At 67.0% G+C, this 24,416-nt stretch carries 23 protein-coding genes; 8 read left to right on the top strand and 15 right to left on the bottom strand.

The window, feature by feature from the left end:
• Positions 1-78 precede the first annotated feature (78 nt).
• Genes AC1MB9_RS10745 through AC1MB9_RS10730 form a run of 4 tightly spaced genes read left to right on the top strand, consistent with a single transcriptional unit; the run spans position 79 to position 4,093 of the window.
• Complete coding sequence (locus AC1MB9_RS10745; RefSeq protein WP_479961949.1) at positions 79-1,860, top strand: dihydroxyacetone kinase family protein; 1,782 nt, start codon at positions 79-81, stop codon at positions 1,858-1,860.
• Entirely contained in the window at positions 1,857-2,324 is a 468-nt protein-coding gene (locus AC1MB9_RS10740) for a ribose-5-phosphate isomerase (RefSeq protein ID WP_479961948.1), read from the top strand. The genes AC1MB9_RS10745 and AC1MB9_RS10740 overlap by 4 nt, the downstream gene beginning before the upstream one ends.
• A gap of 2 nt (positions 2,325-2,326) precedes the next feature.
• A complete protein-coding gene (locus AC1MB9_RS10735) occupies positions 2,327-3,277 on the top strand; it encodes a 3-hydroxyacyl-CoA dehydrogenase family protein (RefSeq protein ID WP_479961947.1) in 951 nt (316 codons plus the stop codon).
• A gap of 27 nt (positions 3,278-3,304) precedes the next feature.
• A complete protein-coding gene (locus tag AC1MB9_RS10730; protein WP_479961946.1) occupies positions 3,305-4,093 on the top strand; it encodes a triose-phosphate isomerase in 789 nt (262 codons plus the stop codon).
• Between the two features lie 52 nt (positions 4,094-4,145).
• Here the strand turns inward: AC1MB9_RS10730 and AC1MB9_RS10725 are convergent, their stop codons facing one another.
• The 4 genes from AC1MB9_RS10725 to AC1MB9_RS10710 all read right to left on the bottom strand — a co-directional run bounded on the left by AC1MB9_RS10725 (position 4,146) and on the right by AC1MB9_RS10710 (position 8,607).
• A complete protein-coding gene (locus AC1MB9_RS10725) occupies positions 4,146-5,441 on the bottom strand; it encodes an HNH endonuclease signature motif containing protein (RefSeq protein ID WP_479961945.1) in 1,296 nt (431 codons plus the stop codon).
• Between the two features lie 153 nt (positions 5,442-5,594).
• A complete protein-coding gene (locus tag AC1MB9_RS10720) occupies positions 5,595-6,869 on the bottom strand; it encodes a TRAP transporter large permease (protein WP_479961944.1) in 1,275 nt (424 codons plus the stop codon).
• A gap of 2 nt (positions 6,870-6,871) precedes the next feature.
• On the bottom strand, positions 6,872-7,456 hold the full coding sequence (locus tag AC1MB9_RS10715) for a TRAP transporter small permease (RefSeq protein ID WP_479961943.1): 585 nt from the start codon (positions 7,454-7,456) through the stop codon (positions 6,872-6,874).
• 92 nt (positions 7,457-7,548) lie between these two features.
• The gene (locus tag AC1MB9_RS10710; RefSeq protein WP_479961942.1) at positions 7,549-8,607 is read right to left on the bottom strand and encodes a TRAP transporter substrate-binding protein; all 1,059 of its coding nucleotides are present in this window, start codon (positions 8,605-8,607) and stop codon (positions 7,549-7,551) included.
• A 222-nt stretch (positions 8,608-8,829) separates the two neighbouring features.
• Between AC1MB9_RS10710 and AC1MB9_RS10705 the strand changes: the two genes are divergently transcribed.
• Entirely contained in the window at positions 8,830-9,525 is a 696-nt protein-coding gene (locus AC1MB9_RS10705; RefSeq protein WP_479961941.1) for a GntR family transcriptional regulator, read from the top strand.
• 201 nt (positions 9,526-9,726) lie between these two features.
• On the opposite strand, the gene AC1MB9_RS10700 is transcribed toward AC1MB9_RS10705, so the two are convergent.
• Entirely contained in the window at positions 9,727-10,494 is a 768-nt protein-coding gene (locus tag AC1MB9_RS10700; RefSeq protein WP_479961940.1) for an SDR family NAD(P)-dependent oxidoreductase, read from the bottom strand.
• Between the two features lie 500 nt (positions 10,495-10,994).
• Positions 10,995-11,888: an NAD(P)-dependent oxidoreductase gene (locus AC1MB9_RS10695; protein ID WP_479964624.1), complete on the bottom strand. Its 894-nt coding sequence runs from the start codon at positions 11,886-11,888 to the stop codon at positions 10,995-10,997.
• A 132-nt stretch (positions 11,889-12,020) separates the two neighbouring features.
• Between AC1MB9_RS10695 and AC1MB9_RS10690 the strand changes: the two genes are divergently transcribed.
• Positions 12,021-12,731: a maleylpyruvate isomerase family mycothiol-dependent enzyme gene (locus AC1MB9_RS10690; RefSeq protein ID WP_479961939.1), complete on the top strand. Its 711-nt coding sequence runs from the start codon at positions 12,021-12,023 to the stop codon at positions 12,729-12,731.
• Here AC1MB9_RS10690 and AC1MB9_RS10685 read toward each other — a convergent pair.
• The 6 genes from AC1MB9_RS10685 to AC1MB9_RS10660 form a co-directional block, all read right to left on the bottom strand.
• Entirely contained in the window at positions 12,728-13,879 is a 1,152-nt protein-coding gene (locus AC1MB9_RS10685; RefSeq protein WP_479961938.1) for a cysteine desulfurase family protein, read from the bottom strand. The genes AC1MB9_RS10690 and AC1MB9_RS10685 overlap by 4 nt on opposite strands.
• A 6-nt stretch (positions 13,880-13,885) precedes the next feature.
• On the bottom strand, positions 13,886-14,746 hold the full coding sequence (nadC, locus tag AC1MB9_RS10680; protein ID WP_479961937.1) for a carboxylating nicotinate-nucleotide diphosphorylase: 861 nt from the start codon (positions 14,744-14,746) through the stop codon (positions 13,886-13,888).
• Positions 14,740-16,404, bottom strand: coding sequence for an L-aspartate oxidase (gene nadB, locus AC1MB9_RS10675; RefSeq protein ID WP_479961936.1), 1,665 nt, complete (start codon positions 16,402-16,404; stop codon positions 14,740-14,742). Before nadB ends, nadC begins: the two co-directional genes overlap by 7 nt.
• Positions 16,404-17,753, bottom strand: coding sequence for a quinolinate synthase NadA (nadA, locus tag AC1MB9_RS10670; protein WP_479961935.1), 1,350 nt, complete (start codon positions 17,751-17,753; stop codon positions 16,404-16,406). Before nadA ends, nadB begins: the two co-directional genes overlap by 1 nt.
• 64 nt (positions 17,754-17,817) lie before the next feature.
• Positions 17,818-18,519 carry an NUDIX hydrolase gene (locus tag AC1MB9_RS10665; protein ID WP_479961934.1) on the bottom strand — a complete coding sequence of 234 codons (702 nt, stop codon included), beginning with the start codon at positions 18,517-18,519 and terminating at the stop codon, positions 17,818-17,820.
• A gap of 117 nt (positions 18,520-18,636) precedes the next feature.
• Positions 18,637-19,386: a polyprenol monophosphomannose synthase gene (locus AC1MB9_RS10660; protein WP_479961933.1), complete on the bottom strand. Its 750-nt coding sequence runs from the start codon at positions 19,384-19,386 to the stop codon at positions 18,637-18,639.
• A gap of 150 nt (positions 19,387-19,536) precedes the next feature.
• Between AC1MB9_RS10660 and AC1MB9_RS10655 the strand changes: the two genes are divergently transcribed.
• Positions 19,537-20,391: a carbon-nitrogen hydrolase family protein gene (locus AC1MB9_RS10655; RefSeq protein ID WP_479961932.1), complete on the top strand. Its 855-nt coding sequence runs from the start codon at positions 19,537-19,539 to the stop codon at positions 20,389-20,391.
• A gap of 7 nt (positions 20,392-20,398) precedes the next feature.
• Here the strand turns inward: AC1MB9_RS10655 and AC1MB9_RS10650 are convergent, their stop codons facing one another.
• Together AC1MB9_RS10650 and AC1MB9_RS10645 are read right to left on the bottom strand one after the other, a co-directional pair.
• A complete protein-coding gene (locus AC1MB9_RS10650; protein WP_479961931.1) occupies positions 20,399-20,785 on the bottom strand; it encodes a DUF7882 family protein in 387 nt (128 codons plus the stop codon).
• A gap of 113 nt (positions 20,786-20,898) precedes the next feature.
• Positions 20,899-21,942, bottom strand: a complete 1,044-nt coding sequence (locus AC1MB9_RS10645; protein WP_479961930.1) for an alpha/beta fold hydrolase — start codon at positions 21,940-21,942, stop codon at positions 20,899-20,901.
• A gap of 138 nt (positions 21,943-22,080) precedes the next feature.
• On the opposite strand from AC1MB9_RS10645, the gene AC1MB9_RS10640 reads away from it, so the two are divergent.
• On the top strand, positions 22,081-23,157 hold the full coding sequence (locus AC1MB9_RS10640) for an alkene reductase (RefSeq protein WP_479961929.1): 1,077 nt from the start codon (positions 22,081-22,083) through the stop codon (positions 23,155-23,157).
• Here AC1MB9_RS10640 and AC1MB9_RS10635 read toward each other — a convergent pair.
• Positions 23,154-24,353, bottom strand: coding sequence for a pyridoxal phosphate-dependent aminotransferase (locus AC1MB9_RS10635; RefSeq protein WP_479961928.1), 1,200 nt, complete (start codon positions 24,351-24,353; stop codon positions 23,154-23,156). The two genes, AC1MB9_RS10640 and AC1MB9_RS10635, sit on opposite strands and share 4 nt — an antisense overlap.
• Positions 24,354-24,416: the final 63 nt, after the last annotated feature.

Below are 24,416 nucleotides of genomic sequence, written 5' to 3'. Positions count from 1 at the left end.
CCCATAGATCAGTGCCGTCGTCGCTCACGCTCTGCAGTGTGGGCGTGCGACCGGGCCCAACCTATTCAATGAGGAACTATGACACGGATATTTGACGATCCCGCGGCGTTTGCCGATGAGGCACTGGCTGGTTTTGTCGCGGCCAACCGACGTTACGTGGCCCCGGTCGACGGCGGTGTCGTGCGCGCCACCGAAATGAACCCCGACCAGGTCGCCCTCGTCATCGGGGGAGGGTCGGGACACTACCCCGCCTTCGCCGGACTCGTCGGCCAGGGGCTTGCCGCCGGCTCGGCCTGCGGCAACATGTTCGCGTCGCCCGCGGCCGGTCAGATCTACCGCGTGGCCAAGGCCTCACACGCCGGTGGCGGCGTGCTTCTGAGCTACGGCAACTATGCCGGCGACGTGCTTCACTTCGGCCAGGCGCAGGACCGCCTGAACGCCGAAGGAATCCCCACCCGCACCGTGGTCGTCACCGATGACATCGCGAGCGCTGCGCCCGCCGAAATCGAGAAGCGGCGAGGTATCGCCGGTGACCTCACCGTCTTCAAAATCGCAGGGGCGGCGGCGGATGCCGGCCTCGACCTTGACGAGGTCGAGCGACTTGCCCGCAAGGCAAACTCGCTGACCCGTTCCCTGGGTGTGGCCTTCGACGGTTGCACCCTGCCCGGTGCCACGGAACCGCTCTTCAGCGTTCCCGCCGGCCAGATGTCCCTGGGATTGGGCATTCACGGTGAGCCCGGAATCTCGGACCACGACCTCCCGACTGCGAGCGAACTGGCTGAACTGCTCGTAGGCCGCCTTCTCGCCGAGAAACCGGAGGGTGCCGGAACCCGCGTGGTTCCCATCGTCAATGGTCTGGGCACCGTCAAATACGACGAGCTCTTCCTGCTTTTCGGCAAGATCGAAACCCTCCTGCTCGAGGCCGGTCTTGACGTCGTCGAGCCCGAATGCGGCGAACTCGTCACGAGCCTCGACATGTCGGGCCTCTCCCTCACCCTGTTCTGGGTCGACGACGAACTCCTGACCCTGTGGAACGCGTCCGCGGACACCCCCGCCTTCCGCCGAGGCAATGTGGCCGCCCGTCCACAGCGCACCGTCGAGCAGGTCGTGGATGCGGGCGTGGGCCCGGTGGCAACGGCGACGGAAGCCGCCGCCCGGCTCGGCGTCGGAGCCTTCGCCCTGCTGCAGTCGGTGCAGTCCGTCGTCGTGGAACACGAGGATGAACTGGGTCGCCTTGACGCGATCGCCGGCGACGGCGACCACGGAATCGGCATGCGCCGTGGAGTCGACGCGGCCGTGGACGCCGCCGAACAGCAGCTCGGGGCCGGAGCCGGCGTCGAACGGGTGCTCGTCGCCGCCGGTGAGGCCTGGGCAGAGAAGGCAGGGGGAACATCCGGTGCGTTGTGGGGAGCGGCCGTGTGCGCGTCTGGACGTTCACTCGGAAACCGAGAGTCCTACGGCCGCGCCGATGCCCTCCCCGTCGCCGAAGCCTTCAGCTCCGCGATCACCGATCTGGGTAAGGCTGAACTCGGCGACAAAACGATGGTCGATGCGCTCGTGCCGTACGTTGCCGCGTTCGCGGCCGGACTGCGGGATTCGGTATCCGTGGAAGACGCCCTGACGGATGCGGCTGCGGCGGCCGTGGAGGCCGCCGCCGTCACGGCCGCGCTCAGCCCTCGTCGCGGACGCGCCCGGCCCCTGGCCGAGCGGAGCATCGGCCATCCAGACCCGGGCGCCGTCTCCTTCGGGCTGATCGCCGCGGGGATGGCCCGTGCCTACGCCACCTTCACCGCATCAGAGACCACGACCGCACACACCACCACCGCAGCATCACCAACAGCAGAGGGCGTAACAGCATGAGCGACAAATGGCGCATCGTCATTGCAAACGACGAAGCCGGCGTTGAATTCAAAACGGCGCTGAAGCAGCTAATGGAATCGGATGACCGCGTCGAATTCGTCACCGACATGGGAGTCGGCGACAAGGACAAGACCGCCTACCCGCACATCGCCGTGAACGCGGCGCGCAAGGTTGCTGCGGGGGAATTCGACCGTGCACTGCTGATTTGCGGCACCGGGATGGGTGTCGCGATTTCCGCCAACAAGGTTCCCGGCATCCGGGCCGTCACGGCACACGACAGCTACTCCGTCGAGCGGTCCGTACTCAGCAACAACGCCCAGGTCCTGACCCTGGGCCAGCGTGTCATTGGCCTCGAACTGGCCAAGAAGCTCGTCACCGAGTGGCTCGGCTACCGGTTTGACGACAGTTCCGCCTCGGCCGAGAAGGTCGCTGCGATCGCATCCTACGAAGTGAAAGAGAGCTAGACATGACACACACAATCGCAATCGTCGGATCCGGTTACATGGGCGGCGGCATTGCCCAGGTTCTGGCGCTCGCCGGTAACCAGGTCTACCTCGCCGACGTCTCGCTCGAAGTGACCGAGAAGAACTACCAGCGTCTCATCGACGAATCGAAGGACTTCGTCAGCGCCGGCCTGTTCGCCGAGGGATCGACAGCCCTGCTCGAAGCCAACCTGCACGTGTCGGCCACGGTCGAGGAAGCCGTCGCCAACGCCGACTTCATCGAAGAAGCCGTGCCCGAGGTGCTTGCGATCAAGCACGACATTCTCGCCCGCATCAGCGGTGCGGCTCGCGCCGACGCGATTATCGCCTCCAATACCTCCACCATCTCGATCGGGGACATGGCGACGGCCGTCACCAACCCCGAGCGTTTCCTCGGTGTGCACTTCTCTAACCCGTCACCCTTCATCCCCGGCGTCGAGGTCATCCCACACTCCGGAACCGGCAGCGACGTCGTTGACCGTGCCCGCGAAATCGTGCACTCCACGGGCAAGCAGACCGCCGTCGTCAAGGACGTCACCGGCTTCGTGCTCAACCGCCTGCAGTACGCGCTCTTTCACGAGGCCACGCAGCTCGTCGAAGAGGGCGTCGCGACGGCGGACGACATCGACACGCTTGTGCGCACGACCTTCGGCTTCCGCCTGCCGATCTTCGGCCCGTTCGCCATCGCCGATATGGCAGGCCTCGACGTCTACAACTTCTGCTACAAGTCGCTGCAGACCGAATTCCCGGAGCGTTTCGCGACGCCGAAGATCCTTTCCGACCTCGTCGACGCCGGCAAGCTCGGTACCAAAACGGGAGCAGGCTTCCTCGACGTTCCTGCGGAGCGTACGGCTGAGCTCATCGCGTACCGCAACAAGGCCTACGTGGCGATGCAGAAGCTGATCGACGAACTCGGTCCGGCACCGCTGCACTAGGTCGCACCGTACGAGGAGATCCGCACCGTGCCAGCATCGATGACCGCCCCGACCGGGCCACAGGCCTGCCTTGTCGGGGTGAGCACCAAAATGTATCTGGGCTACCAGGACAGCCTGGACTGGCTCACCGCCGTGCGAGCCGTCGTGGCCGCGCGCAGCCCACTGCCATCCGGGCTGACGGTCTTCGTTGCTCCGTCGTTTCCCGTGTTGGAGAGCGCCCGGCGCATTCTGGCCGGCAGCGGCGTGCTGCTGGGCGCGCAGAACTGCAGCGCGGCGGGCGGAGCTCTCACGGGTGAGGTCAGCTCGGCTCTGCTGGCCGAGCTGGATGTGCAGCTTGTCGAAATCGGTCACGCCGAACGCCGACGGCTGTTCGGTGAAACGGATGCCGTGGTCGCGCTCAAAACGGCGGCTGCAGCGGCCGCCGGGCTGACACCTCTGCTGTGTGTGGGGGAGACCGAGCGCGGTCTCCCCGCCGACGCCGCCCGCTTCTGCTTTGAGCAGATTGCCGCGGCGCTCGGGCAGACGGTGTCGCTTGATGATGTCGTGGTGGCCTATGAACCGGTCTGGGCCATCGGCGCAGCCGACCCGGCGCAACCCGGCTACGTGAACGATGTCGTCGCCCAACTACGCGAGCTCCTGCTGCGGCGCAGCCAGGCGCACACCGGCCGCCCACGCATCATCTACGGCGGAAGCGCCGGGCCGGGCCTCTTGCCTCAGCTCGACACCGTCGACGGTCTCTTTCTCGGCCGGTTCGCCCACAATCCCGCCGGGCTCGGTCAGGTGCTCGACGAAGCCATCCGACGCGCCGACCGCTAGAAGCAGCCCGCCTTCCGCGGGCGACTCCATGGGTGCGCTGACGCCCTCGACGTCAGGAGTGAAGGCGCAGTGGTGACCGAGGCTTCAGCGGTGATGTGTTGGCGAGGCGGATGGGTGTTCGGGTGGGATCGGCGGTCGCGGGTGGGATTAGCCAATAGTCCATGCCGGTTCCAGTGCCCACTCGGGTGATCTCCCACCCGTCGTTGTGCAACCGGAGATGATCTCGGGCGCAGAGCAGGATGCCGTCATCCAGGTTGGTGAGGCCGCCGTCCGCGTGCCAACCGTGCAGGTGATGCGCTTCGCAGTGGCTGGGTGGTCGGTGGCAGCTGGGCCACGTGCACCCGCCGTCCCGGAGCGCGAGGGCCGCCCGTTGCGCCTGCGTAAAGAGTCGTTGTTCGCGTCCGACGTCGAGCACGGCGCCGTCCCTGCTGAACGACACCGGTATGAAACCCGTGTTGCAGATCGACCGGTCGATGGTGGTGGTCGCGACGGCGTCCGGCGCTCCTTCGATGAACCCGGTGCGGAGGGTCTGGCCCGATGCGGGACCGGGTACCGGTTCCTCGGTCACCACAAGCTTGACGGAGGGGCGGATCCGGCTGAACAGGGTGCCGGGGTCGGCGGCCGCGGCGACCTTGATCACTTCGATCAGGGCCTCGGCGGCGATCTGGTCCGTGGAGCGGGGGTCGTCGATGATGCGCCTGGCGCGTTCCTTCTCGCCCTTCTCCACGAACCGGGGTCCGCCGGTGCGGGGGCCGGTGATTTGCAGCAGGAAGTCTTTGAAGTAGGCGCCGTTCTCCGGGTCCAGTTCGAAGGTGCCGTGCAGCATCCCGTCGGGCTTGTCCCACACCCGCAGGTACTGCCGGGCGCGCATGGCGTCGGCCCGGGACGCGACACCGGCGGCAGCGATGGAATCCCGGCACTGCCGGGCCGTCTTCGCCGCCTGATCCGCGTTCACGGTGCGGCACTCGGCGACCAGGTGCACGAGTGCGTCCGTGAGCATGCGCTCCGTGACCCCAATGGCCGGTTCACCGAGGCCCCGGCGGATCGCGGTCGCGCACTCGGTGCTGAGGGTTCCGTCGCTGACGGCGGTGCCGAGCGGTGCGAACCAGGGCACGTGCACGTCGCGTGGCGGGGCCTCCGGGTGAGCGAGGGCCAGCCGGTCGGCCTGCCCCTGTTGTGCCCGGGCGGTTTCGGCTTCGGTGGCCATGGTGCCGGCCTCGATGAGGCGGCGGGTGTCGGCCTTCTCCGACTGATCGTCGGAGAGCTCCGCGAATGACGCCGCGGATATACCTGACCGGGCCAGAGCCCCGGTCAGTTCAACGAAAACACCGTCAATGGTGGTTGTCATGAGATAAGTGTGACAGGCACCACCGACATTGACCGGGGGCGCCCTCGGCGCTCAAAGCGTCATCATCGGGATGCACGTGCAGCGCCGGGTACACGCACGACTGGCCCGCACCCCGGGATCGGGGTGCGGGCCAGTCGTGCGTGTGCGTCGCGGCTATCCGGCCACGGACGGCAGGAAGAGCACGAGCTGCGGGAAGGCGATCAGGATCGCCAACACCGACAGCATGGCCAGGTAGAACGGTGGCATGTTGCGCAGCAGCTCATGCATGCTCACCTTCCCGACCGCGCACCCCACATACAGCACCGTGCCGACCGGCGGCGAAATGAGGCCAATACCGAGCACGAGGGACATGATCACGCCGAAGTACACGGGGTCGACCCCGACGGAGATGACGATCGGTGCCATGATGGGCGCCAGAATCACCATGGCCGGGGTGAGGTCCATGACGACGCCGACGAGCACGAGCATCGCGCACAAGAGGATCAGCATCACGTAGGGGTTCGTGGAGAAATCGCTCGCCGCAGCCACGAGCGTCTGCGGGACCATCGACTTGGTCAGCAGGATCGCCACGGGTGTCGCCAGTGCGAGCAAGAACAGCACCATTCCGGAGAGGCGACCGGTGCGTATCAGAATCGGCCACAGATCGCGCACTCGCAGCTCTTTGTAGAAGAACAGGGAGATCACGAGGGAATACACGACGGCCGCGACCGCGGCCTCAGTGGCCGTGAAGACGCCGCCGAGGATGCCGCCGATGATGATGACCGGCAGCAACAGTCCCAGCCACGCCGACTTGAAGGACTTGGCCAGGGCTACGCCGGAAAACTTCTGGCGGCTGGCCCCGCCCGTGGCCCGCCGCGAGGTGAGGTACGTGGCGATCATGAGGGCGATACCGATGAGGATGCCCGGGATGATGCCGGCGATGAACAGGGCGCTGATCGACGTGCCGGTGACGATTCCGTACAGAATCAGCGGAATCGACGGAGGCACGATGATGCCGATGACGGCGGACGACACAGTGATCGCGGTCGCGTGACCGGCCGTGTAGCCCTGTTTTTTCATCGGCGAAATCATGATGCCGCCGATGGCGGACGTGTCCGCGACCGCCGAGCCGCTGATGCCCCCGAAGAACATGGATGCCGCGACGTTGACCTGTCCGAGCCCGCCGGCCATGAAACCGACCAGGGCCTGGGCGAAATCTACCAAGCGGGTGGCGATGCCACCACGACTCATGATCTCGCCGACCAGCACAAAGAATGGGATTGCCAATAGCGGGAAGCTGTTCACACCGTTGGTTGCCTGCTCCACCAGGAGGGCGGCGTTTTCGCCGCTGGCGACCATCATGACAACGGCGGCGAGGCCGATGGCGAACGAAATGGGTATGCCGACGATGATTCCGACGAACAGTACCCCCAGGAATATCCACAGCATGGCTAGCTCATCTCACGGGGATTGGTTTTGCGAAAGGCTCCGGCCATGCGGTAGGCCGTGACCATGAGCATGACGATGGCGCACACCGGGACGGATGCATTCACCCAGATGAGGGGAACGCCGAGCAGCGGCGAGTCGCCGAGGGAGAGGGACATGACGCGCTGGGCGCTCACCAACAGTGCCACGAGCACGACGCCGATGAGAAGTTCCTGCAGCACGATCACCGGCCGCTTGAATGCGTGGGGCAGTCGGGTCACGACGAGGTCCACGGCGATGTGTTCGCCGTGGAGGTGGGCGAGGGCCGCTCCCAGGAAGATGACCCAGATAAAGAGGAATCGAGACAGCTCATCGGAGGTCGCCAGCGAATTGTGGAAGATGAATCGACCCACGACGTTCACCGCGACCGTACCGATGAGCACGGCGAGCAGCGTCACCATGACGAACCGGAGCGCGTTGTCGATCAGGCGGAACGGCACCGGCATGGCCTTGCGAGCCTGGCGCTCGGTCTCGGCCAATTCATCCTCGAGGGACAGCGTGTCACCCGGATCGTCGCCGGGTTGGGCTGTCTCATCAGCTTTTTTCGCCATGATTCCTCATTTCTTGTGGCAAAACGAAAATTTCTTGTGGCACACGAAACAGGAGGGGGCGACCGGAGTCGCCCCCTCCTGTAGCTGGTGAGCTAGCGGGCTTCGATCTGGTCTTGAACGCTTTTCACGAGCTCGGAGCCGATCTCGGGCCCCCAGGTGTCGTATACCGGCTGGGTAGCGTCCTGGAAAACCTTGAGCTGTTCGGGCGACAGGTCGGTGATTTCCATTCCGCCGGCGGCAAGTTCAGCCTTCGCGAAGTCGTCGTACTCGCGGTTGATGACCCGGTCGTAGTCACCGGCGGCCTTGGCCGCCTCCTGCACGATTTCCTGATCGTCGGCGCTGAGGTCGTCGAACATCTGCTGGCTCATCATGATGAGGAACGGCGTGTACACGTGACCGGTCTGAGAGCCGAATCCCTGCACCTCGTAGAACTTGGAGCTGTAGATCGTCGACCAGGGGTTCTCCTGCCCGTCGACGACGCCCTGCTCGAGCGCACTGAAGACCTCACCGAACGCCATGGACGTGGGGTTGGCGCCGAGCGCCTTCCAGACATCGATCTGCAGGGCATTTTCCATGACTCGCAGGTCCAGGCCTGCGACATCGGCCGGCGTCTCGACGGCATTCTTGCTGTTGGTCAAGTTGCGGAAGCCGTTGTCGGCCCACGACAGGGCCTTGATTCCGGTTCCGTCGAAGCGAGCCAGCATTTCGTCGCCGATGGGGCCGTCGACCACTGCGTCCGCGTCCTCGGCGGTCGGGAACATGAACGGCAGGTCGAAGACACGCAGCTCGGGCACGAGGGTTGTCGCCGCAGACGTGGACGGGTAGGTCATGTCCAGCGACCCGGACTGGAGCGCGGACATCATCTCCTTGTCGTCACCCACCTGGCTATTGGGGAAAATATCGACGGTGAGACGGCCGTCCGTGCGCTGGTCCAGAATTTCGCCAAAGTACTCTACGGAGAGGTACTGCGGCGACGTGTCGTTGAGGCCGATGCCGAACTTGATCGCGTGCTCGTCACCCTCAGCGACGACGTCGCCCGTGATTTCCGGGGGTGCCGACAGGTTCGGGCCGCTGGTGGTGGAATCGGTGTCGGCCTTGGCGACGTCGCCGCCGAAGCCTCCGCTGCAACCGGTGAGAACGAGCGCACTCACCAAAACGATTCCCCCAGGGATAAGGCGTCTCCGTAGGGTGCTGCCTCTTCCTCGCAATACTGGCGTCTGCTGGGGGGACTGGCTGGTTGATTTGCTCATGAATTCACTCCATTGTTCAGATCATGTTTCCTATAGGGTGCAGGATATTTCCTAGACTGTCAACTCGGTCATCCGACGCTCGGCGGGGAAAACACGCGCCGTTCGGCGGGCTAGAGTTTGTGCATGGCCGTCAAACCCGAAAAGCATCGCACCGTCAACAGGCAGGTGTTGGCCGACCACGTGTATGAGGAAGTCTTCGCCTCCCTGATCGATGGTGATCTGGAAGCCGGTGCGAACATCAGCATTGATGGCCTGGCCCGGGAGCTTGATGTGTCGCCGACCCCGGTGCGGGAGGCTCTGGCGCGCTTGGAGGCGACCGGGATGGTGCGTCGAGTCGCGCTCAAAGGCTACCGAGTGGCTCCGGTGGCTACGATCGAGGAACTTGCGGAGCTCATGGATGCCCGGCTGGTCATCGAGCCGGTGACCACCCAGCGCACCTGCGAGCGTCTCACGCCGCAAATCTACGCCGCGCTTGAGCGGACGATCGAGGATCTGCGTCGCGCTCCGCGGGGAGCCTCTTTTGCGAACTTCCGAGAGTACTGGGAGGCCGACCAGCGCTTCCACCGCCTCATTGCCGAGCACTGTGGTAACCAGTTCATCTCCTCGGCTTTCACCGCCCTGGGCGCTCAAAACCAGCGTTTTCGGCTGTTTAGCGAGCTCGGCGTGACCGATGCGGAATTTGCCATAGCCGAACATTCGGCAGTTCTTGAGGCCTTCGCCGCGGGAGATCCGCTGCGGGCCAGGCAGGCCATGTGCACGCACCTTGAAGGGGTTAAACGGCGCGCCCTCGACGATATGTCGGGGCACCGCCCCGAGTGACCCTGTAGGGGCTGCCCGCCGCGGGCGGGGGCTGGAATGCGCGCCGTGTGAGTGTTGATCGGGAATGGCACTTGCCCAACCCTATGCTGGATCGCCCCGCCCTGTGGCGTTCACGCGTGCGCGTTGCCAGTGACGTCAATGCGAACGGACCGCCATGCCTCGTGGCTACGAGGCATGGCGGTCCGTTCCTGCGCTGCTGGATCAGTGCATGTACATCCCGCCGTCGACGTTGAGCGTCTGGCCGGTGATGAATCCGCTCTGGTCGCTGATCAGGAATTCCACCGCAGCGGCGATGTCGGCCGGAACGCCGACACGGTCGACGAGCAGTCCCTGCACGAGTTCACGCTTGCGGTCATCACTCAGCGTTCCACCCATGATGTCGGTGTCAATGGGCCCGGGGGCGATGGCGTTCATGGTAATTCCGTGCGGGCCCAATTCGCGCGCCACTGCACGCGTCAGGCCGATGACGCCGGCCTTCGCGACGGAGTACGGAGTCTTGCTGTAGCTGCCGCCGCCGATCTGGGCGGACACCGACGACAGGCTCACGATCCGGCCGACGCCATTCTTCACCATCGTCTCGGCGACTCGGCGCGTGGCGTAGTGCACGCCGTTCAGGTTGACGTTGAGCACACGATCCCATTCGGCCGCGTCGAGATCGAGGTAGGGGATCGGCGAGGCGACGCCGGCGATGTTGGCGAGCGCACAGATCTGAGGCAGGGCCGCTTCCAGCTCGTCAATGGCGCGGCGAACAGATGTCTCGTCTGTCACGTTGGCTGCGGCGCCGGCTGCCTGAACGTTGTAGGTCTCCTGGATCTCGGCAGCGAGTGTCGCGCAAGCCTCAGCGTCGAGGTCGATGATGCCGATGTTCCAGCCCTGGGCGGCGAGGTGCAGCGCTGTCGCCCGTCCGATTCCGCGCGGCGATGCTGCGCCGGTGACGATGACTGTTTTCTCTGCGGGGAAAGTTCCCATGTTGATCTCCTGATGCGGTTCGGGATGAATAGTGGTTCGGGATGAATCTGCGGTTGCTGGCAAGAACTAGGGCACCTGGACGTCCTCTCGCCCGTCATCGCCGGCATCCCCGGTCATGCTTGCCGGCAATGCGATGAAGTGCCGCGGGGAACGCCCTATATAGAGGTAGGAAGCATGTGCGCCGAGACGGCGTGCCATGCCTCGCTTCCCCGGGTCGCACAGGCATGCGCCGCGACGCGATTGGGAGGTCACCGGGCATCCCACCGATCGCGGTTCTGCGCATGCATCCAACGGCCAGGAAGCGAGCCTGTCGACCGCGCCGGCGCGCGCATCAGGGGCGCCCTGGCCCGCGGGTTCGGTGAACCGCCGGACTGTCGTCGGTGGGGCGATTCGCTCGACTCATGATTCGTACTCCGCTGTCTAGATCATGTTTCCTACAGGATCTAGGATATCGCGGGCGCCGTGAATAGCAAAAGCAGCGCCGGGCCGTCGAACAGGGCCTAGAGCGTGGCGGTGTCGTCGCGGAAGAGCTCCTGCACGATCGCATGGTCACGGGCGCCCAGATCGCGTTCCACCACCTCGCTGAACAGCTCTTCGAGCAACGACAGAAGTGGGGCCCGGGCGCCGGCCTCATCCGCGGCGCGGTGCGCGTGCCGCAGGTCTTTGAGCTGGTTCAGTGCGCTTCCGCCGAGAGAATACTCGCGGCGCAACAGTTTCTCGCCCTTGAGGTCGAGCACCGCACTGGCTGCGAGCCCGCCGCCGAGAATCTCCGCCAGACAGTCCACGTTGAGGTCGCTGCGCGCCGCCAGGCTGAAGGCCTCGGCCAGGGCCGTGAGTGTGCCGGCCACCACTACCTGGTTGCATAACTTTGCCAGCGAGCCGGCGCCCACCCCGCCCATGCGTCGGATGGTCGTCCCGATCGATTCCAAGACCGGTTTGACCTCGAGAAAATCGGCCTCGCTGCCGCCGACCATGATGCTCAGGGAACCCTCGCGGGCACCCCGGTCCCCGCCGGACATGGGGGCGTCGAGCACCGCGATGGAATAGGGCTCGAGTTGTTCGGCCAGGCGCCGCACGTCTGCGGGTGAGGTCGTGCTCATGATCACCAGGCGTGCACGCCGGGAGCCCCACGCGGCCAGCGTGGCCTCGTCGAGGAGGGCCTCCAGCTGCGGAACGTCCGGCAAGACCGAGAGGATGATGTCGGCGGCGGCATCCGCCGGCGTGGACGCGACCCGGGCGCCGCGGGCACCGAAGGGAGCCGCCGTTGCGGCCGTTCGGTTCCACACCGTGACCGCGGCGGGGGAGGCGATCAAGTTGTCTGCGATGGGCGCCCCCATCGGCCCCAGCCCGATCACGCTGACGGTGGTCTGTTTCATTCGGATCCCCTCGCTCATGTGTTCTCCGGCGCGAATCGCGCGTGCGACACTCACGCTCGAAGGATGGAATCCTATTTTATCCGCACCCACCGCCCGTGGGTTACGCCGGCCAGATGCAACGCCCGGCCGGCAGTCCACTAGCGTTGCCTCATGAGCACTGACGCCAAGCTGGCCATCGTTCGTCAAGGCGTCACCTTCTTCGAGGAGCAGCTGAACACACTCAGCGATGCCCGACTCGACGAACCCTCGCTGTTGCCCGACTGGTCGCGCCGCCACGTGGTGGCACACGTCGGGTACAACGCGCTGGCGATCGCGCGGCTCGTGTCATGGGCGGAGACGGGCGTCGAGACCCCCATGTACGAGAGTCGAGCGGTCCGCGACGCGGAGATCACCTCCGGGGCGGCGCTTCCCGCCGACGCGTTGCGCAAACTCAGCATGCACGCCGGCATGCTTCTTGACAGTGCCTGGGCGAACCTGCCGGAGGAGAAATGGACGGCCGAGGTGCAGACCGCACAGGGACGCACGGTCCCGGCCACGGAAACGATCTGGATGCGCACGCGTGAGCTGTGGATCCACGCCGTTGACCTCGGCACGGAGGCCGGCTTCACCGATATTCCCCCCGGAGTCCTGCGACGCATCCTCGCGGACATCGTTGACGCGTGGACAACCCGCGGCGAGCACGTGGGCCTGCAGCTGAAGCAGTTGGACGGCGAAGGGCTGGTGCTCGGTGACCGTGATGGGGCAGATCCGCTCGTCGTCACGGGGGACGTGGCCGCCCTCACCCAGTGGGCAGCCGGCCGCCCGGGCGCAAACGTAACCAGCAACCGCCCCGGCACTCCGGTCGCTCCACGCTGGCTCTAGGCGCCGAGGCGGTGCACGGCGGCGACGGCATCGTGAACGGATGCGGCGGCCTGCTCGATCTCGTCGGCCGAATTGCCTGCCGACAGGGTGAACCGCACCGCCGTCTGCGCTACGTCATCGGCGTAGCCCATGGCCGTGAGCACGTGCGACGGTTCTGAGCTGCCCGCCGCGCACGCCGATCCGCTCGAGCACACGATTCCGCGCCGCTCAAGCTCGAGCAGCACCGCCTCGCCGCTCGTACCGGGAAAGACGAATGACGCCGTACCGGGCAACCGTTCCGCGGGGTGTCCGGTGAGCCGGGCGGTGGGCGACCGGCTCAGCACGGTGGCGATGAACGCGTCCCGCAGCGTGGCGACCCGATCCGCCGTCTCGCTGCGCTCCCGAAGGCTGAGCTCGAGCGCCACGGCGAAGGCCACCGCGCCGGCGACGTTCTCGGTGCCGCTGCGTTTGCCGCGTTCCTGACCGCCCCCGTGCAGCAGGGGCTCCAGGGGCAAGCGGCCGCGCACGAACAGTGCGCCGACCCCGGGGGGCGCACCGAGCTTGTGACCGGAGAGGCTGAGCGCATCCACCCCGAGGGCGGTTACATCGAGCGGCAGCCAGCCGCCTGCCTGCACGGCGTCGGTATGGAACCGCGCGCCGGCCGCGCGGGCGATTCCGGCGAGCTCGGCGAGGGGCTGTACGGTGCCGACCTCGTTGTTGGCGTAGTGCACGGAAACGAGGCGGGTGTTCGGGCGGAGGGACTCGCGGAGGTCGTCGGCACGCACCCGGCCATGGGCGTCCGTGGGCAGCAGCGTGACCTCGAAGCCGTGCAGCCGGTGCAGGTAATCGACGCTCTCCAGCACGGCCTCGTGTTCGATCGCTGTCGTGATGAGGTGGCCGGGCGCCTCGGTGCCCAGGCTGCCGAGGGCGAGGCCCTTGATCGCGAGGTTGTCGGACTCGGTGCCGCCGCTCGTGAAGATCACGTCCCCGGCGCGGGCGCCGAGGGAGCGCGCGACGCTCCGCCTGGCCTGTGTGAGCGCGGCGGCGGCCGCCTCACCGACATGGTGGTGACTTGACGGGTTGCCGAAACTGCCGGTGAGGAACGGCCACATGGCCTCCAGGGCCTCTCGGCGCACCGGTGTCGTCGCCGCGTTGTCGAGATAGATCACGCCGAATCAGGCCTCGGTGTGCAGCACGACGTCGAGCCCGAGGTCAAGCGAGTGCACGCTGTGGGTGAGGGCGCCCACCGAGATGATGTCGATGCCGGATTGGGCGATGCCGCGCACGGTGTCGAGGTTCACCCCACCGCTCGCCTCCACCAGGGCCCGCCCGGCCACGAGTCGCACGCCGGCGCGCAGGTCAGCGGGGGAGAAGTTGTCGAGCATGATCGTGTCGATCCCGGCGGCCAGGACCGCCTCGATCTGGTCGAGGCGGTCGACCTCCACCTCGAAATGGGTCGTGTGGGACAGTCGCCCGCGCACGTCGCGCAGCGCCGTGGTGAGGTCTTGTCCGCCCGCGGTGATCACGGCTAGGTGATTGTCCTTGGCCATCACGGTGTCCGACAGGCTGAACCGGTGGTTTCGGCCGCCGCCGTCCCGCACCGCGTGGCGCTCCAGGGCGCGCAGGCCCGGGGTGGTCTTGCGGGTGTCCACAATGCGAGCCGCGGTGCCGACCGTCTCGGCGACGTATCGGGCGGTCAGCGTCGCGATTCCGCTCATCCGCTGCACGAAGTTGAGTCCGATGCGTTCGGCCTGAAGCACCCCGCGCGCCGGGCCGGTCACCTCGGCGAGCACCGTGCCGGCGTCGAAGGCGTCGCCGTCGGCCACGAGCAGCCGCACGACAACGGCAGGGTCCGTGAGGCGGAAGGCGGCGGCGAAGACCTGTCCACCGCTGAACACTCCCGGTTCCCGGGCCTGCAACTGGGCGGTTGCCACGGCAAGGCGGGGAATGAGCACCTCGGAGGTGAGGTCGCCCCACGGGGCATCCTCGGTGAGGGCGGCCTGCACGACCAGGTCGATCGCGTGTGTGGTCAGCATGCAATGGCCTCCCTGGCCGTGGTGTCCGGTGCGTGGGGTGGGGATGTGCGCGCGAGCAGGGGCGACGGCCGGTGGGCGACCCATGACCGGGAACGGGCCAGATCGGTGCGCGTGAGCGGGTAGTCCGCGCGGTGGTGCGCTCCGCGCGATTCGGTGCGGGCGAGGGCTGCCTCTACGGCGAGCCGGCCGAGGTCGAGCAGGTTGCGATCCTCGAGCTGCCGCACGTCGGCGTGGGCGGGGTCGCTGCTCCGCCACCCGGCGAGCGTGGTCGCCGCCTGCTCGAGGCCGGCTCCGGAACGGTGCACGCCGGCGCTGTCCCACATGACGTTCTGCAGGGCCTCGCGCGAGAACGCCGGTGCGGTCGCCGCGACGACGTTCTCGGCGGGGTTCAGGCCGACGGTGGCCCGGGATCGCGCGCCGGACACCACGCGCGCCGCGTCGTGGTCCGGCGAGGAACCCGTCTGCAGCGAATCGGACAGGGCGCGAACGGCCCGATCGGCGAAGACCGCGGCTTCGAGCAGGGAGTTGGACGCGAGCCGGTTGGCGCCGTGGGCGCCCGTACGGGCAACCTCACCCACGGCGAAAAGTCCGGGCAGGGTCGTGCGACCCCACACGTCGGTCACCACGCCGCCCATCCAATAGTGCGCGGCCGGGGCCACCGGAATGGGTTCGAGGGCCCAATCCAGTCCGGCGCTTCGGCACGCCGCCGTGATGGTGGGGAATCGTGACTCGAGCAGGTCTCGGCCGAGGCCGGTGGCGTCCAGCAGAACCGGTTCGCCGTCTTGCTGGGCCATTTCGCGGGCGATGGCGCGGGCGACGATGTCGCGAGGGGCGAGTTCCTCGCCCGGAATGCCGAGCATGAATCGGTCCCCGCGTCGGTTGCGCAGCACGGCGCCTTCTCCGCGCACGGCCTCCGATACGAGCGGGCTGCCGGCGACCGCGAGGGCGGTCGGGTGAAATTGGTAGAACTCCAGGTCCGCGACGGATGCCCCCGCTCGCCACGCGGCGGCCACGCCGTCGCCGGTGGCGACGCTGGGGTTGGTCGTGTGGCGGAACAGCGTGCCGGCACCGCCCGTGGCGAGGATGACGGCGTCCGCGCGTATCTCTTGTGCCGGGCCCTCCGGGCCGAGCACGCTCACGCCGACGACGCGACCCGATCGCACGGAAAGATCGATCAGCATCGTCTGCTCACGAATGACCATCGCGGTGCCGGCCGGTGCCGCGGAGCCCGCGGCACGCTGGCGCACGGTCGCGACGAGGGCGGCCTGGATGGCGGCCCCGGTCGCGTCTCCTCCGGCGTGCAGCACCCGGGAACGCGAGTGCGCGGCCTCGAGCCCGCGAGATATTCCCGATTCGTCATGGTCGAAGTCGACGCCGAATCGGATCAGGTCCCGCACCCGGGCCGGGCCCTCGGCGCAGAGAACCTGAACCGCGTCCTCGTCGCACAGGCCCGCGCCCGCGCGCAGGGTGTCGAGCATATGCGCCTCGACCGAGTCGTCCGGAAACAGGGCGGCGGCGATGCCGCCCTGGGCATACTTCGTGTTGCTTTCGGGGAGTGCGGCCTTGGTCACCAGCGTCACCCGGTGGCCGGCATCCGTCGCGCGCACGGCGGCGGTGAGCCCGGCGAGGCCGCTGCCGATCACCACGACCGAGGCCATCAGGCTTGTCCGGCGACGAGGCGGTCGGCGTCAGCGGCGGGCGCGGTGACCGCGAGGGGCGGCCGGGCGGCCAGCATCCGTTCCAGGGCGATCTGGGCGTACGCGGCAACGTCGTCGGCGACCTCGATGCGGTTGAGCACCTCGGCGGGTCGTTCGCTGGTGCCCACCAGACCCTCAAGCACCCACGCCAGGTAACCGGCGTGGATGCGGTACATCGTCGAACACGGGCAGACCACCGGGTCGAGGCAGAAGATGGTGTGCTCGGGGTGCTGGGCGGCCAGGCGCTGCACCAGGTTGATCTCGGTGCCGATCGCAAACGTCGACCCGGCGGGAGCCGCGGCGATGGCCTTGCCGATGAAGTCGGTGGATCCGGCGGAATCGGCGGCATCCACGACCGCCATCGGGCACTCCGGGTGAACAACCACCTGAACCCCCGGGTGCGTCACGCGGGCCTGGGCGATCTGGTCCACCGTGAACCGGCGGTGCACGCTGCAGAACCCGTGCCACAGGATCACGCGGGCCGCATCGAGTTCGGCGGCGGTGCTGCCGCCGAGTGCCTTCCGCGGGTTCCACATCGGCATCTGCTCGAGCGGCACCCCCATGGCCTTGGCGGTGTTGCGTCCCAGGTGCTGGTCGGGGAAGAACAAGACCCGCTGGCCGCGTTCGAACGCCCACTCCAGCACGGTCTGGGCGTTCGAGGAGGTGCACACGATTCCGCCGTGTTCACCGCAGAACGCCTTGAGGGCGGCGGAAGAATTCATGTAGGTGACCGGGATCACAGGAACACGGCCGGAGGCATCCGGTTCGGTGCCGTAGAGGTCTTCTAGCTGTTCCCAACATTCGGTGACCGAATCGAGGTCGGCCATGTCGGCCATCGAACAGCCGGCGGCGAGGTTGGGCAGAATGACGGCCTGCTCCGGACCGGACAGCAGGTCGGCGGTCTCGGCCATGAAGTGCACGCCGCAGAAGATGATCGCCTCGGCCTGCGGGCGACTCTTCGTCGCCGTCGCAAGCTGGAAGGAATCGCCCACGACATCGGCGTGCTGGAGCACCTCGTCGCGTTGGTAGAAGTGACCGAGAATGACCACACGGTCACCGAGCGTCGCCTTGGCCGCACGGATGCGCGAATCCAGCTCCTCCGGCGTGGCCCGACGGTAGTCCTCGGGCAGTTCGCCCTGGCGGGGCGACCCGGTGGGGATGACGTCGCCCATCGAGGAGCCCGGCCCGTAGGAGGGCGCGACGGAGTCGAATTCCCACGGGTCGGTGGCCAGATCGGGGCTGCACGTGCTGCCGGCGGCGGCGCCCGTGCTGATGAGCTGGATGGTGCGATCGACCGACGGGTTCGTCATGGCGTTCTCCTGAGTGCTGGGGGACTGCTCGTTCGGGAAATGCGGGTCTGGCGGGTGGTGCGGTTCAGGCGTGCGGGGGAGCAGGTGCCCCGGAGGGACCGTGGTCGGAATGGGCATCCGAGCCGTCGTATCGGTAGAGCCGGGCCGGGCGATGCCGTGCGCCGGCAACATGCCGACCGGTGTCGACGAGGGTGCCCGAAGATTCCACGGTGCGGCGAAAGTTCGCGGGATCCAGCGGTTTACGCAGCACGGCCTCATGAACTTCGCGAAGCTGGGTGAGAGTGAACGTCTCGCCGAGAAAGGCATGGGCGATGCGTGAGTACTCCACCTTGGTGCGCAGCCGCCATAGGGCGTATTCCACGATCCTGTTGTGGTCGAAGGCCAGGCCGGGAAGCCGATCGGCGGCGAACCAGCGCACATTGTCTCCCTCGGCGGCCCTGGCCGCTTCGTCGGACTGCACCAGCGCCCAATAGACGATGGACACCACGCGGTGGCCCGGTGAGCGGCCGACGTCCCCGAACGTGTACAGCTGTTCGAGGTAGGTGGGAGACAGGGACGTGGTTTCCTGCAGCGTTCGTGCCGCCGCGTCCGCGAGCTGCTCCGCATCGGGCAGCCATCCACCGGGGAGTGCCCACTGGCCCTCGTGCGGTTGTCTGGTGCGGCGAACGAGCGGCAGCCAGAGCGTCTTCAGGGTGGAGGCGTCGTCCGGGCGCAGGGCAAAAATCACCGTCGACACGGCCAGCGTGGCGTGATTTTCTGCGGTCATGAGGGACGTCCCGGCGGTAAAGGTCTAAGTGACTCTAACTATTGCGGTAATTCTATAGCGGAACGAGCGTCGCCGAAACCAGTCGCGCCGTCCTGACGAGGCACCAGGGCCCCCAGGCTACTGTTGCGGGGCCGTCTCTGCGGGCGTGCGGGAACGCCGCACGCCCATGCCGGTCAGCCCCCAGATGGTGACCCGCATCATGGCCTCCAGCACGATCCGACCGCTCATCTTGGACGAGCCGAGCGTGCGCTCCACGAATGTGATCGGCACCTCCACGACCGTGAGCTGCGCGCGAACGGCGTGCAGGAGCATATCGATCTGAAAGCAGTATCCGAGGCTCTCGAGGCTGGAAAGCTGCATGCTCTCCAGTGCATGCGCCGAATACACCCGGTATCCGCCCGTCACGTCGTGCTGGGGCAGGCGCAGCAGGGCGCGCGAGTAGATCGAGCCGCCGCGGGACAGCGCGCGGCGGTGCCAGGGCCAGTTCTTCACGGCCCCACCGGGTATCCACCGAGAACCCATGACGACGTCGGCCGTGGCGGCGGCGGCCAGCAGCCCGGGAAGCTGCTCGGGGAGGTGCGACCCGTCGGCATCCAGTTGCACGAGCTGGTCGTAGCCGTGCGAGAGCGCCCAGCCGAAGCCGTCCAGGTACGCCGCTCCGAGCCCGGTTTTCTCCGTACGATGCAGAACGTGCACGCTGTCGTCGGCCGTGGCGAGTGCGTCGGCGAGGGCGCCCGTGCCATCGGGTGACGCGTCGTCAACGACGAGGACATGGGCGGAGGGAACACTCGAGCGAACCCGGTTGACGATGAGTCCGATGTTTTCGCACTCGTTGTACGTCGGAATGATCACCAGGGTGTTGGCCATGAGCTACCTCGTCATTTCGAAAGTGGTGGTGCGATTGACCAGTATGGTCTGGTCGACTGGGAACTCCTGTGGATTGCGTACTGTAATCTGCGCACCCGCGACGGGTCCGTGATTCTCATGATCCCTCGACTCGACGGCTAGGCTGGCGGCATGGCTGATGCGTACCCCCGCAATGACTCACCGCGTCCCGAGACCGAGACCGAGAGCGGGGTCGGCGTCGCCGTGGCACAATTTCGCCCGGGCACCGATGAACCAGCCAACCTCGCCGAAATGCGCGGCCTCGTTGCCGTTGCGGCGGGACGCGGCGCAAGCCTGGTCGTTTTTCCGGAGTATTCGGCGTTCTGTGAGGTGCCGCTCGGCCCCGCGTCGCTTGCCGCGGCCCAGCCGCTGGACGGCCGTTTCGTGTCGGCCATCGGAGACTTGGCGCGCGAGTTCGCCGTGTTCATCGTCGCCGGAATGCTGGAGGCGACCGATGATCCCACGCGCTTCTCCAACACTCTCGTCGCCGTCGACCCGAGCGGCGTGCATGTGGCGACGTATCGTAAACTGCACCTCTACGACGCCTTTGGGCAGCATGAATCCGGCGTGGTGCTGGCCGGTGAGATCGGGCATCCCGAGACCTTCGAGGTGCGTGGCCTGACCGTGGGGATGCAGACGTGTTACGACACGCGCTTTCCCGAGGTCACGCGGCGGATCGTGGATGCCGGAGCCGACGTCGTTCTGGTTCCGGCCGAATGGATGCGCGGTCCGCTCAAGGAGCACCACTGGCGCGTGCTGCTCACCGCGCGGGCGCTCGAAAACACGGTGTACGTCGTGGCCGCCGATCAGGCGCCGCCGATCGGCGTCGGCCAGAGCATGATCGTCGACCCGATGGGGGTCGAGATCGTTACGATCGGTGAGACCACCGACGTTGCCGTGGGTTGGTTGTCGTCGGAGCGCATTGCGGCGGTGCGCGCCGTGAACCCGGCACTCGCACACCGCCGGTTCGGGGTCGTACCGCGGTAGCTGCCGACTACCGCATGCTGGCCTTTGTGGCACGCGACGGTGCCGCGGCACGAATGTTTGTTGCCGGTTCGGTGCGCAAGGCCTTGTCGGGTTCCACCGCGGAGTTGTCTTCGCCGGTGACGATCAGTCCTTGCGAACTGTTTGCCGAGCGGGTGAGCTGGGCGATCCAATGCGGGTTGATGCTTGGCGCGTGTCCGCCGGAGAACTTGAAATACAGCGGGATCGAGGGATGCAGCCACGCGGAGCTGCGACCATCTCCCACAACGGCGGCGTCACGCCAGGATAAGAGAAAACTCTCGCCGCGGCGCAGCTTCTGAATAATGACGAGCTGGAGGTGCGCGAGCACCCGGTCATCGAATTCCACTACAACTCGGTCGTAAGTCAAGGAGCCCATGAGTTGCCTTCCGTCGTCACGCATGGTGCCGGGACGGTGAAAGCGGTGCTAAACACGTGCACACAACCGGATTGTATTAATTATCCCCCTTACGAGGGACGGAGAGCAAGCGATTACCGTATCTGGCGGCGTATTGGCAGACCGAGCGTGCGCACAATATCGAAGGGCCGTTCAATATGACCGAAGTGTCCGGCGCCGGTCACGGTCACCAGACTGAAGTCCGAGATCACGCGGCTCAGAGTATCGCGATCCGACGCCGCGATGAAAACGTCCCGGTCACCGGCGCAGGCTCGAACCCGGCAGTTGATGCGCGACCACGACGCGACGGCGTCGTAGCTACCGGCGCGAGCCGATGCCAGACTGAAACCGCGGGGCCGTACCTCGACGGCGAGCGCGGCAATAACGGAGGCGGGCACCCGGCCCGGATGGCGAAACAGCGGGGACACCACGGCACGCAGCAGATGCAGGCGGGCAAGACCGACGACGAGGGCGCGGCCCCACGTGCCGGCGAGGCACAGCATCCGCATCACCTGAAGAAGAGTCGTGAAACCGGGGAGCAGGCCGAACCGGAGCACGGGATGGCGCACGCTGTCGATCACGGAGAAGGTGGTGGCGGAAATGAGCCCGACCGACACGGTGGCGCCGGTCTCGGCGGCGGCGAGCTCGAGGGCGATGAGGCCGCCCATGGAATGACCGACCACGGTCCACCGGCTGTACCCCAACGCCCGGGCGATGTCAGCGACGGTGGCGGCCATCGTCTCGATCGTGAGTTCCGCGGTGTCGGCGGGCAGACCAGAGTCGCCCCAACCGGGAAGATCGGGAATGATCAGGTCCGTCAGGTCGGGGTCCGTCGGCGCCCCGTCGCCGTGCTCCGCGGCCCGGAGCAGGGGAGTCCACGTCGTCCAGGACCCGGCTGCGCCGTGCAGGAGGATCGTGGCGGTGTCGCTGTCGGTGCGGCGCCCGTGCCGCACCGACACCGAGACCGCCCCGAGCCCCAGGCGCATGACACTCGTCGTCAGACCGAAATGACGGGCATCCGCGTCGAGTGGAAAGGGGGCATACCGCGTCGTCAGGTCCGCTTCCGGTCGCGCGGTCGTGCCTGGCCGGGTGGCCGCACCTGCGCGGCGGCGGGGGCTGCGGGAAAGAACGGTGGTCATAAGACTGGTTCGGCGCGCACCGGCTTCCGGATTGGCCCGCATTGAACACGTGCTGACACGGCGCATTCTCAGGGAGGAATAGTGCGTGCCGGTCGATGTTGCACCTGAAACCGACCGACCGACAGAAAGAGATCCGCTGTGAATTTGTTTTCCCCCACCACCCTGGGCGAGCTGCGCCTGACCAATCGCCTGGTCATGGCGCCTCTCACCCGCACCCGATCGGGACAAGCCGGCGTTCCCGGCCCGATGGTGGCCGAGCACTACGCCCAGCGCGCGTCGCTCGGTCTGATCGTGTCCGAGGGCACCTACCCGAGCCACGCCGGGCAGGGTTTTCCCGGCCAGCCCGGCCTGGTCACGCCCGAGCAGATCGAGGGATGGAGGCAGGTGGCTGCCGGGGTGCACGCGGCGGGCGGCCAGATCGTCGCCCAGGTGATGCACGCGGGCCGGGTGACCCACGAGGGCACCACCGGCGGACGCACCGTGGTCGGCCCGAGTGCCATCGCGATCAACGGCCAGACGCACACCTACGATGGCAAGCAGCCGTACCCGGTTCCGCATGCGCTCGCCGACAGTGAGATCGCCGGCGTGGTCGAGGAATTCGTGACGGCGTCTCGCAATGCCATCGCGGCGGGACTCGACGGCGTCGAGATTCATTCCGCAAACGGATACCTGCTGCACGAATTCCTCTCGCCCGCGTCGAACCAGCGCGAGGGCCTGTACGGCGGTTCCCCGGAGAACCGGGCTCGTTTCGTGGTCGAGGTCGTGACCGCGGTGGCGGACGCGATCGGTGCCGGACGCGTGGGCCTGCGCATTTCCCCGGAGCACAACATTCAGGACGCGCTGGAGACGGACAGCGCCGACGTGCTCGCGACCTACGGCGCCCTGGTCGACGCCCTCGCCCCGCTGGACCTCGCCTACCTCAGCGTGCTGCACGCCGAGCCCACCGGTGCCTTCGTGCAGGAGCTGCGCGCCCGCTTCGGCGGAGCGGTGCTGCTCAACAGTGGATTCGCGCAGATGACAAGTCGTGACGAGGCCTTCGGGCTGATGCGCGACGGTCACGCCGAAGGTGTTGTTGTGGGCCGGCCGGCCCTCGCGAACCCCGACCTGGCCTATCGCTGGCAGGAAGACCTGCCGCTGAACAGCGCCGACGCCACGACCTTCTACGGCGCCGGCCCCGAGGGATACACGGACTACCCGGCCCTCGTGCGCCGCTAGCGCGTCGCCAGAGCGGCCAGTTGCGACGCGCCCCGCTCGAGCACATCGACCTTCTTGCAGAAGGCGAAGCGCACGAGGGGGGTGTAGTCGGCCCGGTACCGGGGAGAGCAGAACGCGGTCACAGGCACGGCGACGACTCCGGCCAGTTCGGGGAGTTTCCGACAGAAGTCCCCACCGTCCCTGTACCCGAACGGTGTCGCATCCGCAATGATGAAATAGCCGCCCTGCGGCTGGCTGATCGTGAAGCCGGCTGCGGTGAGGCCGCTCCCGAGCACGTCGCGTTTGGCCCGCAGATCGGCGGCGGCTCCCACATAGTAGGAATCGGGCAGGTCCAGGCCCACCGCGATGGCCGGCTGAAACGGCGCACCGTTGACGTAGGTGAGGAACTGCTTGACGGCGAGGATCGCGGTCACGAGCACAGCGGGGGCGCTCAGCCAGCCGATCTTCCAACCGGTGACACTGAATGTCTTGCCGGCCGATGAGACCGTGATGGTGCGTTCGCGTGCCCCGGGCAGGGTGCTGATCGGAATGTGCGGGCCGTCAAAGGTGAGGTGCTCGTAGACCTCATCGGTGACGATGAGCGCATCGTGATGGTGCGCCAGCTCCACGATGAGGGCGAGGGTTTCGCGGGGAAGCACGGTCCCGGTGGGGTTATGGGGGTCATTGACGATGATCAGGCGGGTGCGGTCGGTCACCGCGGCCCGGAGGGCATCCAGATCCGGTTGAAACTCGGGGGCACGCAGCGGCACGGTGCGGTGGATGCCGCCACCGAGGGCGATCAGTGCGCCGTAGGCGTCGTAGAAGGGCTCGAACGTGACCACTTCGTCGCCGGGTTCCACGAGCGCGAGAATTGTCGAGGCCAGGGCCTCGGTCGCCCCGGCGGTGACGAGCACTTCCGTCTCGGGATCGATGGTGTGACCGTAGAACCGCTGCTGGTGGCGGGCGATTGCCTCCCGCAGCACCGGCATTCCACGCCCGGGCGGGTACTGATTGACGCCGTCCGCGATCGCCTGTCTGGCTGCCTCGCGCACCTCGGCCGGCCCGTCCTCATCGGGAAATCCCTGACCCAGGTTGAGAGCACCGGTCCGAGCTGCGAGCGCACTCATTTCCGCGAAAATGCTGGCAGCAACGCTTCCGTCCGCGGCGAGGAGGCCCGCTCCGGCCGCCGTTCGACGCCATGCTCCTGTGATGCTCATCGTATTGTTCCCATGCAATAAAGCTACGTCATCGCGTTCGCGCTACTCTGACGATGACGAATT

The organism is Cryobacterium sp. AP27, assembly GCF_056680495.1.
The sequence above is the reverse complement of the archived record's forward strand: the minus strand, read 5'-3'. Positions and strand labels throughout refer to the sequence as shown.

Coding starts and splice junctions, on each gene's coding strand:
- AC1MB9_RS10660 (WP_479961933.1), bottom strand. CDS start 19,386: ATGGCCAACACCCTGGTGATCATTCCGACGTACAACGAGTGCGAAAAC.
- AC1MB9_RS10735 (WP_479961947.1), top strand. CDS start 2,327: ATGACACACACAATCGCAATCGTCGGATCCGGTTACATGGGCGGCGGC.
- AC1MB9_RS10695 (WP_479964624.1), bottom strand. CDS start 11,888: ATGAGCGAGGGGATCCGAATGAAACAGACCACCGTCAGCGTGATCGGG.
- nadC (WP_479961937.1), bottom strand. CDS start 14,746: ATGCTGACCACACACGCGATCGACCTGGTCGTGCAGGCCGCCCTCACC.
- AC1MB9_RS10740 (WP_479961948.1), top strand. CDS start 1,857: ATGAGCGACAAATGGCGCATCGTCATTGCAAACGACGAAGCCGGCGTT.
- AC1MB9_RS10745 (WP_479961949.1), top strand. CDS start 79: ATGACACGGATATTTGACGATCCCGCGGCGTTTGCCGATGAGGCACTG.
- AC1MB9_RS10690 (WP_479961939.1), top strand. CDS start 12,021: ATGAGCACTGACGCCAAGCTGGCCATCGTTCGTCAAGGCGTCACCTTC.
- nadA (WP_479961935.1), bottom strand. CDS start 17,753: ATGACGAACCCGTCGGTCGATCGCACCATCCAGCTCATCAGCACGGGC.
- AC1MB9_RS10645 (WP_479961930.1), bottom strand. CDS start 21,942: ATGACCACCGTTCTTTCCCGCAGCCCCCGCCGCCGCGCAGGTGCGGCC.
- AC1MB9_RS10720 (WP_479961944.1), bottom strand. CDS start 6,869: ATGCTGTGGATATTCCTGGGGGTACTGTTCGTCGGAATCATCGTCGGC.
- AC1MB9_RS10635 (WP_479961928.1), bottom strand. CDS start 24,353: ATGAGCATCACAGGAGCATGGCGTCGAACGGCGGCCGGAGCGGGCCTC.
- AC1MB9_RS10650 (WP_479961931.1), bottom strand. CDS start 20,785: ATGGGCTCCTTGACTTACGACCGAGTTGTAGTGGAATTCGATGACCGG.
- AC1MB9_RS10725 (WP_479961945.1), bottom strand. CDS start 5,441: ATGACAACCACCATTGACGGTGTTTTCGTTGAACTGACCGGGGCTCTG.
- AC1MB9_RS10665 (WP_479961934.1), bottom strand. CDS start 18,519: ATGACCGCAGAAAATCACGCCACGCTGGCCGTGTCGACGGTGATTTTT.
- nadB (WP_479961936.1), bottom strand. CDS start 16,404: ATGGCCTCGGTCGTGGTGATCGGCAGCGGCCTCGCCGGGCTCACCGCC.
- AC1MB9_RS10715 (WP_479961943.1), bottom strand. CDS start 7,456: ATGGCGAAAAAAGCTGATGAGACAGCCCAACCCGGCGACGATCCGGGT.
- AC1MB9_RS10655 (WP_479961932.1), top strand. CDS start 19,537: ATGGCTGATGCGTACCCCCGCAATGACTCACCGCGTCCCGAGACCGAG.
- AC1MB9_RS10705 (WP_479961941.1), top strand. CDS start 8,830: ATGGCCGTCAAACCCGAAAAGCATCGCACCGTCAACAGGCAGGTGTTG.
- AC1MB9_RS10700 (WP_479961940.1), bottom strand. CDS start 10,494: ATGGGAACTTTCCCCGCAGAGAAAACAGTCATCGTCACCGGCGCAGCA.